At 72.5% G+C, this 7,831-nt stretch carries 5 protein-coding genes and 1 pseudogene; 1 reads left to right on the top strand and 5 read right to left on the bottom strand.

The window, feature by feature from the left end:
- Positions 1 to 32: 32 nt before the first annotated feature.
- Positions 33 to 1,012, bottom strand: a pseudogene (maeA, locus tag ADK57_RS52470) (oxaloacetate-decarboxylating malate dehydrogenase).
- A gap of 23 nt (positions 1,013 to 1,035) precedes the next feature.
- On the bottom strand, positions 1,036 to 2,508 hold the full coding sequence (locus tag ADK57_RS52465; RefSeq protein WP_420711866.1) for a S8 family serine peptidase: 1,473 nt from the start codon (positions 2,506 to 2,508) through the stop codon (positions 1,036 to 1,038).
- Between the two features lie 323 nt (positions 2,509 to 2,831).
- Here ADK57_RS52465 and ADK57_RS18235 point away from each other — a divergent pair, with 323 nt between their 5' ends.
- Positions 2,832 to 6,227: a S8 family serine peptidase gene (locus ADK57_RS18235; protein WP_053750532.1), complete on the top strand. Its 3,396-nt coding sequence runs from the start codon at positions 2,832 to 2,834 to the stop codon at positions 6,225 to 6,227.
- 232 nt (positions 6,228 to 6,459) lie between these two features.
- On the opposite strand, the gene ADK57_RS18230 is transcribed toward ADK57_RS18235, so the two are convergent.
- The 3 genes from ADK57_RS18230 to ADK57_RS18220 all read right to left on the bottom strand — a co-directional run bounded on the left by ADK57_RS18230 (position 6,460) and on the right by ADK57_RS18220 (position 7,810).
- Positions 6,460 to 6,669, bottom strand: coding sequence for a hypothetical protein (locus ADK57_RS18230; protein ID WP_199830611.1), 210 nt, complete (start codon positions 6,667 to 6,669; stop codon positions 6,460 to 6,462).
- 362 nt (positions 6,670 to 7,031) lie between these two features.
- Positions 7,032 to 7,343, bottom strand: coding sequence for a DedA family protein (locus tag ADK57_RS50485; protein ID WP_053750530.1), 312 nt, complete (start codon positions 7,341 to 7,343; stop codon positions 7,032 to 7,034).
- 5 nt (positions 7,344 to 7,348) lie between these two features.
- Positions 7,349 to 7,810: a hypothetical protein gene (locus ADK57_RS18220; protein ID WP_159050096.1), complete on the bottom strand. Its 462-nt coding sequence runs from the start codon at positions 7,808 to 7,810 to the stop codon at positions 7,349 to 7,351.
- Positions 7,811 to 7,831 lie beyond the last annotated feature (21 nt).

The raw sequence follows: 7,831 nt of genomic DNA, 5'->3' as shown, positions 1-7,831 counted from the left end.
CGTCTTCCCGCCCGCACACGGGCGGCAGCGCGTCACCGTGCGTACTCGGGGCTCCACTGAGCGGCCCCGACCGTCGCGCGCAGCTCCTCCCACGTGGCCTTCGGGGCGACGCCGTCCTCCACCGCCGCCGTCGCCGCGGCCAGCGCGATCTCCCGGGCCGCGTCCCGCATGTCCCGCAGCGGCGGCAGCAGCGGCGCGGGGGTGTCGCTGTCGTCCTGGGCGGCGCAGTCACCGAACGCGCGGGTGGCGGCCACCATCATCCGGTCCGTGACCCGGGTGGCCCAGCTCGCGGTGACCGCCAGGCCGAGGGCCGGGAACACGTACACGTTGTTCGCCTGCGCCACCGGCACCTCGCGGCCGTCGACCGTCACGGGCGGGAACGGGGAGCCTGCCGCGACCAGCACCCTGTCGTCCGTCCAGCGCACCAAGTCGGCCGGGTCGGCCTCGGCGTGGGAGGCCGGGTTGGACAGGGGGAAGATCACCGGCCGGTTGCAGGAGGCCGCCATCCGCCGCACGATCTCCTCCGTGAAGGCGCCATGAGTAGTGGACAGCCCGATCAGCACGGTCGGCTCGACCCGGTCCACCACCTCGGCCAGGCCATACGGCTCCTGTTCGTCGTCGCGGGCGTAGACCCGCTGTTCGTCGGTCAGCCCGTCACGGGAGGCGGTCAGCAGCCCTTCGACGTCCACGAACCAGAACCGGGAGGCGGCCTCCTCCTCCGGCACGCCGTCGTCGACCATCGCGATACGGATCATGTCGGCCACGCCGACCGCGGCGAGCCCGCGCCGAGGATCACGATCCGCTGGTCGGCGAGCCGGGTCCCCGCCACCCGCGTCGCCGTGGTCAGTGCTCCGAGCGCGACGGCGGCGGTGCCCTGGATGTCGTCGTTGAAGGTCAGCAGCCGGTCCCGGTAGCGGGTGAGGATGCGCCGGGCGTGCGCCGTCGCGAAGTCCTCCCACTGCACCAGCGTCCCCGGCAGCTCGGCCTCCACGGCCGCCACCAGAGCCTCCACCAGCTCGTCGTACGCGGCCCCGGTCACCCGGCGTTCGCGGCGGCCCAGATAGGGCGGGGCGGGTCCTTCAGCAGTTCCTCGTTGTCCGTCCCGGCGTCCAGCAGGATCGGCAGCGTACGAGCGGGATGGATGCCGCCGATCGCCGTGTAGAGGCTGAGCTTGCCGATCGGGATGCCCAGGCCGCCCACCCCCTGCTCGCCCAGGCCCAGGATGCGCTGGCCGTCGGTGACGACGATGACGTCCACGTCGTCGTGCGGGCGGTTGCGCAGGATCTCCCGAAAGCGATGGGTCCTCGTACGACAGGAACAGCCCCCGGGGCGGCGGTAGATCTCGCTGAAGCGGCGGCACGCCTCGCCGACGGTCGGGGTGTAGACGATCGGCAGCATCTCCTCCAGGTGGCAGGTGACCACCCGGTGGAACAGCACCTCGTTGGTGTCCTGGAGCTGGCGCAGGTAGATGTGCCGGTTCAGCGGCTTGTCGTAGCCGAGGAGCGCCGTGTACGCCCGGTCGGCCTGGTCATCCAGGGTCTCCACGGCGGCCGGCAGCAGCCCGTCGAGGCCCAGTTCTGTCCGCTCCTTCGCGGCGCCGTAGTCGGTGGAGAGGTTGATGACGTCGGCCTTCTCGTTCCAGACGGCCTCGTCGACGGCCCGCGCCATCTGGGACAGCCAGCCCCCGGCGTGCTCGCCCCAGACTTTCAGGGCGACCAGTTGGGCGTCCGGGGCGAAACCGCGGATCCGGAACGAGCAGCCCTTGGCCAGGCCCGCGTACGGCAGCTGCTCGGCCAGGTCGTACGTCCGGGCGCCCTGCGCCGCGATGGCCCCGGCGTCCCCGAACGCCTCGCCGCCGTCGGTGTGGTCCTCGGTGCCGTCGCCGGTGAAGTCCCGCACGGCGGTGATGACATGGCTGCCGTCGGGGCGGACGAACTCCGGGTTGTCCACGTCGACCCCGTCGCTGAAGAACGCGACCTTCACCCCCTTACCGGTGGCCAGCCGCTGCGCGGCGTCGGTCCCGGTCAGGTGCAGCGCCTCGGGCTCCAGCATGGGGCTGTCCGACCCCGCCGGGCACTGTCCCGTCGCCGTCCCGGCCGCCGACGTGACGGCGGACCGGGCGGCCTCGGTGCGGGGTGCCGGGATCCAGCGGTCCGGTATGACGGCGGCGACGGCCGAGTCGGCGGCCAACCGCGCCCGCTCGGCCGACGACACGGTCGCGGAGACTGCGTTGACCGCGTTCAGACGGACCAGGTGCTCGGCACCGCTGTCCCTGAGCTCGCGCACCAGCGGCAGCTGGTCCCTGCCGAGGGCGCTCGCCCGCCGGGCGGCTCCGGTCCGTGTCAGGAGGTCAGGGTGCTGGTCGCGCCTCATCACGATGACGCGCTCGGACGGGGTCACGGTGGCGCGTGCCTCCGTGGGCGCGGCCTGCGCCGTGCCGGTGACCGCGAGGAGCGCCGAGGCGGTCGCCAGGACGGCACCACTCGCGCGTGTTCTGATCAGGCTCACCCGGTGATCACTCAGCCGGATTTCGCGTTCTGTGCAATGGGCGAGTCAAGTAACGTATAAATGCTGCCAGTTGGGTGGGAATTGAGAGGCTCTCTTCACACCCGGTGGACATGGCGCGAACGCCCCCGGCGGCATTCCCGCGTTTTTCTCGCGCGGGCCGCGGCCCTGATTGTTCAGGGTGACGCCGTGGGTCGCTGAAAAACGCTTCTCACCTGAACGATCGGTGATCCAGCCACCTGCGCGCCACCCTCTGACGGGCCGCCCGCGCCGCCTGACCCACCATCACCTTTCCGGCGAACGGCCGGACAGCGAAGGAGTACGCGTTGTACAAGTCCATACGGTGGGGCCTGCTCCCCGCCCTCGCCGGCGTGGTGACCGTCGCGGTCGCCGTGTCGGGGCCGGTCGCCCAGGCCAAGGGCTCGGCGTCGCAGCATCCGGCGACGACGGGGAAGGGAACGGTCAGGACGGTCACCCTCGTCACCGGTGACCGGGTCACCGTGCGCTCCCGGTCCGGCGGCGGAGCCCCCATCGTGTCCGTGCTGCCCAGCGAGGGCAGGCAGGACATCGGCTTCCGCGTGCAACGCGCCCGCCGATCCGGCACGCAGCACATCAGCGTGATCCCCGCCGACGCCGAACACCCGCTGTCCGCCGGTACGTTGGACGCGCGGTTGTTCGACGTCACGGAGCTGATCCGTATCGGGCAGGACGACCGGCGGTCGCGTTCCCTGCCGCTGATCGTCGCGCAGCGGCACGGCACGACGTCCGCCCGTCCCACGCTCAGCGCGCTCGGCGCCGACCTCGGCCGCACCCTGTCGGCCGTGAACGGCAGCACCCTCACCCAGCCCAAGGACAGCACCGGCGAGCTGTGGCACTCGCTGCTGAAGGGCGGGCTGTCCGGCCGCGTCAGCAAAGTCTGGCTGGACGGGAGGGCCAGGGTCCTGGACGACGAGAGCAACAAGGTCATCGGTGCCCCGACGGCCTGGAAGTCCGGCGTGACCGGCAAGAACGTCCTCATCGCCGACCTGGACACCGGCATCGACACCGCCCACCCCGACTTCAAGGGCGGGATCGCCGGCACCAAGGACTTCACCGGGTCGGGCATCAAGGATGTCTACGGCCACGGCACCCACACCGCCTCCATCATCGCCGGCACCGGCGCGGCGTCGAAGGGCAAGTACGCCGGGGTGGCGCCGGGCGCCAGACTGCTCGTCGGCAAGGTCTGCGACGACAACGGCGGTTGCACCGACAGCGACATCATCGCGGGCATGGAGTGGGCCGCCGCCCAGCACGCCGTCGCCGTCAACCTGAGCCTCGGCGACACGGTCACCGACGGCGCCGACCCGGTGTCCACCGCCCTGAACCGGCTCACCGCGCAGACCGGCACCCTGTTCGTGGTGGCCGCGGGCAACGAGGGCGGGCCGACGGGCAACGGCGTGGACGGCACGGTGGAGAGCCCGGGCAGCGCCGAGGCCGCGCTCACCGTGGGCAGCAGCACCAAGAGCGACACCCTCAGCGACTTCTCCAGCCAGGGCCCCCGGCTCGGCGACGACGCCGTCAAGCCTGACATGGTCGCGCCGGGCGAGGACATCATCGCTGCCCGCGCCGACGGCACCAATCTGGACATCCCCGTGGCCAACCCGCGGTACGTCCAGGCCTCCGGCACCTCCATGGCCACCCCGCAGGTGTCCGGCGCGGTGGCGCTGCTCGCCCAGGCCCACCCCACCTGGAAGGCCGCCGACTTCAAGCAGGCCCTGACCTCCTCCACGCACGGCCTGAAGAACCTGACCGCCTTCCAGCAGGGCTCCGGCCGCCTCGACGTCGTCCGAGCGCTGAAGCAGAAGGTGTACGCCACCTCGGGCGCCGCCAACCTGGGCCTGTTCACCTGGCCGCACACCGGCACCACCGCCACCCGGCAGATCACCTACCGCAACGACGGCGACCGGCCCGTCACCCTCAAGCTCGCCCTGGACGTACACGGCCCCAGTGGCAAGGCCGCCCCGGCCGGCATGTTCTCCCTGGGCGCCGGCAGCGTGACCGTCCCGGCCCACGGCACCGCGACGGCGACCGTCACCGGCCGCACCACCAAGGCGCAGATCGGCCGCTTCGGCGGCGCCGTCGTCGCCACCGCCACGGGCACCTCGGTACGCACCGCGGTCGGCCTGTTCGCCGAGCCCGCCCGCCACACGCTGGCCATCAGCGGCCTCAACCGCGAGGGCAAGCCCGCCGCAGGCGCGCTGCTGACGGTCTTCGGCCCGCACACCGGTATCCAGCAGGACGTCAGGCTGGGCCCCGACGGCACCTCCCGGCTGCGTCTGCCCGAGGACGACTACGACATCGTCGGCGTCGACGACAGCCTCGCCACGTCCAGCAGCACGGGCACCACCGGCACCCGGACCCTGCTCGCCGCCACCGGCGTCCGCACCGACCAGGACCGCACCGTGCTCCTCGACGGACGCACGGCCGGCCGGGTCGGCGCCCGCACCGACCACCGCGACGCCACCGCGCTCTCCACCACGGCCTCCGTGGAACTGGTGCCGACGAACGGGGACACCGACGCCACCTACGACCTCATCGCGGTCGCCGGGAGCAAGGCCACCCTGTACGCCACCCCCACCGCGCGGGCCACCGGCCACCGCGTCACCTACGCCGCCGCGACCACCCTCACGGGCAAGGCCGCGGGTCACCCCTACCGCTACTCCCTGCGCACCGCACACAGCGGCGGCGTCCCCGCGGACACCGAGCCGGTCGTCCACAACCGCGACCTCGCCACCGTGCAGAGCGCCTACGCCTCCCAGGGCGGCCGGCACCCGGTGGCGATACGCAACGACGTGCCCTCGGCCAAGGACGGGTTGCTGACGTACGCCCCGGACGTGCGCACCGCCCTGCCGAGCCGGGTGACCGAGTACTACTCCCCGGGACTGAGCTGGACCCACACCCTGGACCTCTTCGGGACGACGCAGAGCCGGCCCGACGGCTCGGCCCCCGACCACGAGGAGATCACCGCGCCCCGCACCTACCGGGCCGGCCGCACCTACCGCGTCGACTGGAACCGCGCTCCCGTGGGCCCCGCCGTCTACACCTCCACCCGCACCGGAAACGACCTGACCCTGGAGTTCGCGCCCTTCGCGGCCGCCGGCGCCGGGCAGCAGCTCGACTACTCCACGGCGGAGGACGAGGTGGCCGGAGAGGTCGTACTCTCGTCCGGCGGACACGTGATCGAGCGGACCAGCCCCTTCGCCGCCCTCCTCACCGCCCCCACCGCCGCCAAGCGCCACTACACCCTCACCGCCCGCGTCACCCACAAGGCGGACTGGACGACCCTCGGCACCCGCACCTCGACGACCTGGGGCTTCACCTCGGCACGGCCCCGCGGCTCGGCCACCTCGGTGCTGCCCCTGCTCACCGTGCACGCCGGCGGAGCCGTCGACCTCACCAGCGCCGCCCCCGCCGGCCGCGCCTTCCGCCTGCCCCTCACCGTGCAGCGGCCAGGGGGCGCCGAGCGGACGGCCGTGACCCGGCTGACGCTCCAGGTCTCCTACGACGACGGCCGCACCTGGAAGACCGTCCGCGTCACCCGCCACGGCGCTGCGGGCAGCGCCCTGCTCCACCACCCGAACAGGGCCGGCTACGCGTCCCTGCGGATGACCGCCACGGACAGGGCGGGCAGCAGCGTCACCCAGACCGTCATCCGGGCCTACCGCATCGCAGCGGCCCACTGACCCTCCCAGCGGCCCCCTGAGGCTCCCGGCTCCGGACACCCGGAGCCGGGAGCCTCTCGCCGACGGCGGGGCCCGCCGTCGCGCCCGGGAAGACCTCCACAGTGTCGGCGGACCTGGGTGTGATCCGACCCCCACCAGCGCCCTCGAAAGGGAGGTATTCACCCAGGTCAACTCCCTGGAGCCCGCCCAAGCGCCGTCGCTTCCCAAGCTGAGAGCGCGAGTTCGATTCTCGTCACCCGCGCTTCTTGAAGCCAGTCAGCCTTGAGTTCTCGCGGCCGTTGCCCCACAGCACCTGACCGCCGTCGACCTCCCGCATGAACTCCGGGAACCGGTGGAGACCGAATCTCTCCCGCCCTTCCCCACCCTTCTCGTCGGCTGGACGGAACCAGCAGATCGGCATCCGGACGGTGTCCTGGGGAAGCCCCGGCACGGTCGTCGGCATCCACGGCCCCACGGTGACCACGGCACGCCGGACCGCAGAGTGCCCGTGGCGGTCACCACCTCCGCCCCGCGCGCGCTGTCCCGGCGACACCCGAGCAACCACACGAGGCCGAACAGCGCCACGGCGACGGCGGCGAGCACGGTCGCGCCGATCAGCCCGGCCTCGTGCAGGAAGTCGGTGGCGGCGGCGCCGGCGAAGTAGCCGAGGAGCACGTTGGCGATGCCCCAGACCAGCGAGGCGACCGTGCTGAAGAGGAAGAAACGGCGGTACCGCATGGCGGACACCCCCGGCGGCGAAGGGCAGGAAGGTCCGCACGAATCCGATGAACCGGCCCGCGACGACCGCCGCGCCGCCATGACGCGTCAGGAAGTCGTGGGACTTGCCGATCCGGCCCTCGGACCGGATCCGGCGGACCAGCCGGCCGTTCGGGCTCCGCCCGTACCACTGCCCAGGGCGTAGCCGAGACCGTCGCCGGTCATGCCACCGGCCACCACGAGGGCCGAGAGGAGCAAAGGATCGAGATCGCCCCGGCCCGCGAGCGCGGACGCGAGCAGGATGACGGTCTCACCGGGCAGCAGCACACCGATGAAAGCACTGGTCTCCCCCGCCGTCACGGCGAACACGACGACGCACGACCACCATCCGGCCGCCTCGATCAGAGCACCCACGTCCATGGCCGTCAGCCCGCCTGCCGCAACGGGACGCGCTCCGAGGCGGTCCCGGCCTGCGGCACGACAGGAAAGGCGTCCCCGGCCGCACGCGACTGCCGCTTTCCCCACCGGGGAAGGCGTCCTGTGGCGTACCACGCCAGGAGCGGTCCAACTGCCGCGGGCAGGAGATCGACCATCGGGTGCTCCGTAGTGCACAGTGCCGTCACGACCGCGAACAGCGCGATGAACGTCACGCCGATTCGGGGCCCTGTCTTCGTGGTGGCGGCGACGACCGCGAAGGCCATCAGGACGTACCAGCCCGCATGGACACCGGGGAGCGCCAAGTAGTCGCGAATCAGGGACGTTTCGTGCACCGGCCATCCCCGCACCATGGCGGTGGCGCCGAGGCCGACCGCGCCGGACAGCAGCAACGCGGTGGCGAGCCGGACGTAGAGTCTCTGGTCCCGCCGGGCCAGCCAGAGAAGGCTCAACACCGCCAAGGGCACGGGGAT

The organism is Streptomyces sp. MMG1533, from assembly GCF_001279775.1.
GTDB lineage: Bacteria > Actinomycetota > Actinomycetes > Streptomycetales > Streptomycetaceae > Streptomyces.
This window is presented reverse-complemented; position numbering and strand designations above follow the sequence as displayed.

Bases quoted from the DNA above. Each gene is read 5' to 3' on its own strand.
- ADK57_RS50485 (WP_053750530.1), bottom strand. From the start codon at position 7,343: ATGGACGTGGGTGCTCTGATCGAGGCGGCCGGATGGTGGTCGTGCGTC.
- ADK57_RS18230 (WP_199830611.1), bottom strand. From the start codon at position 6,669: ATGCCGACGACCGTGCCGGGGCTTCCCCAGGACACCGTCCGGATGCCG.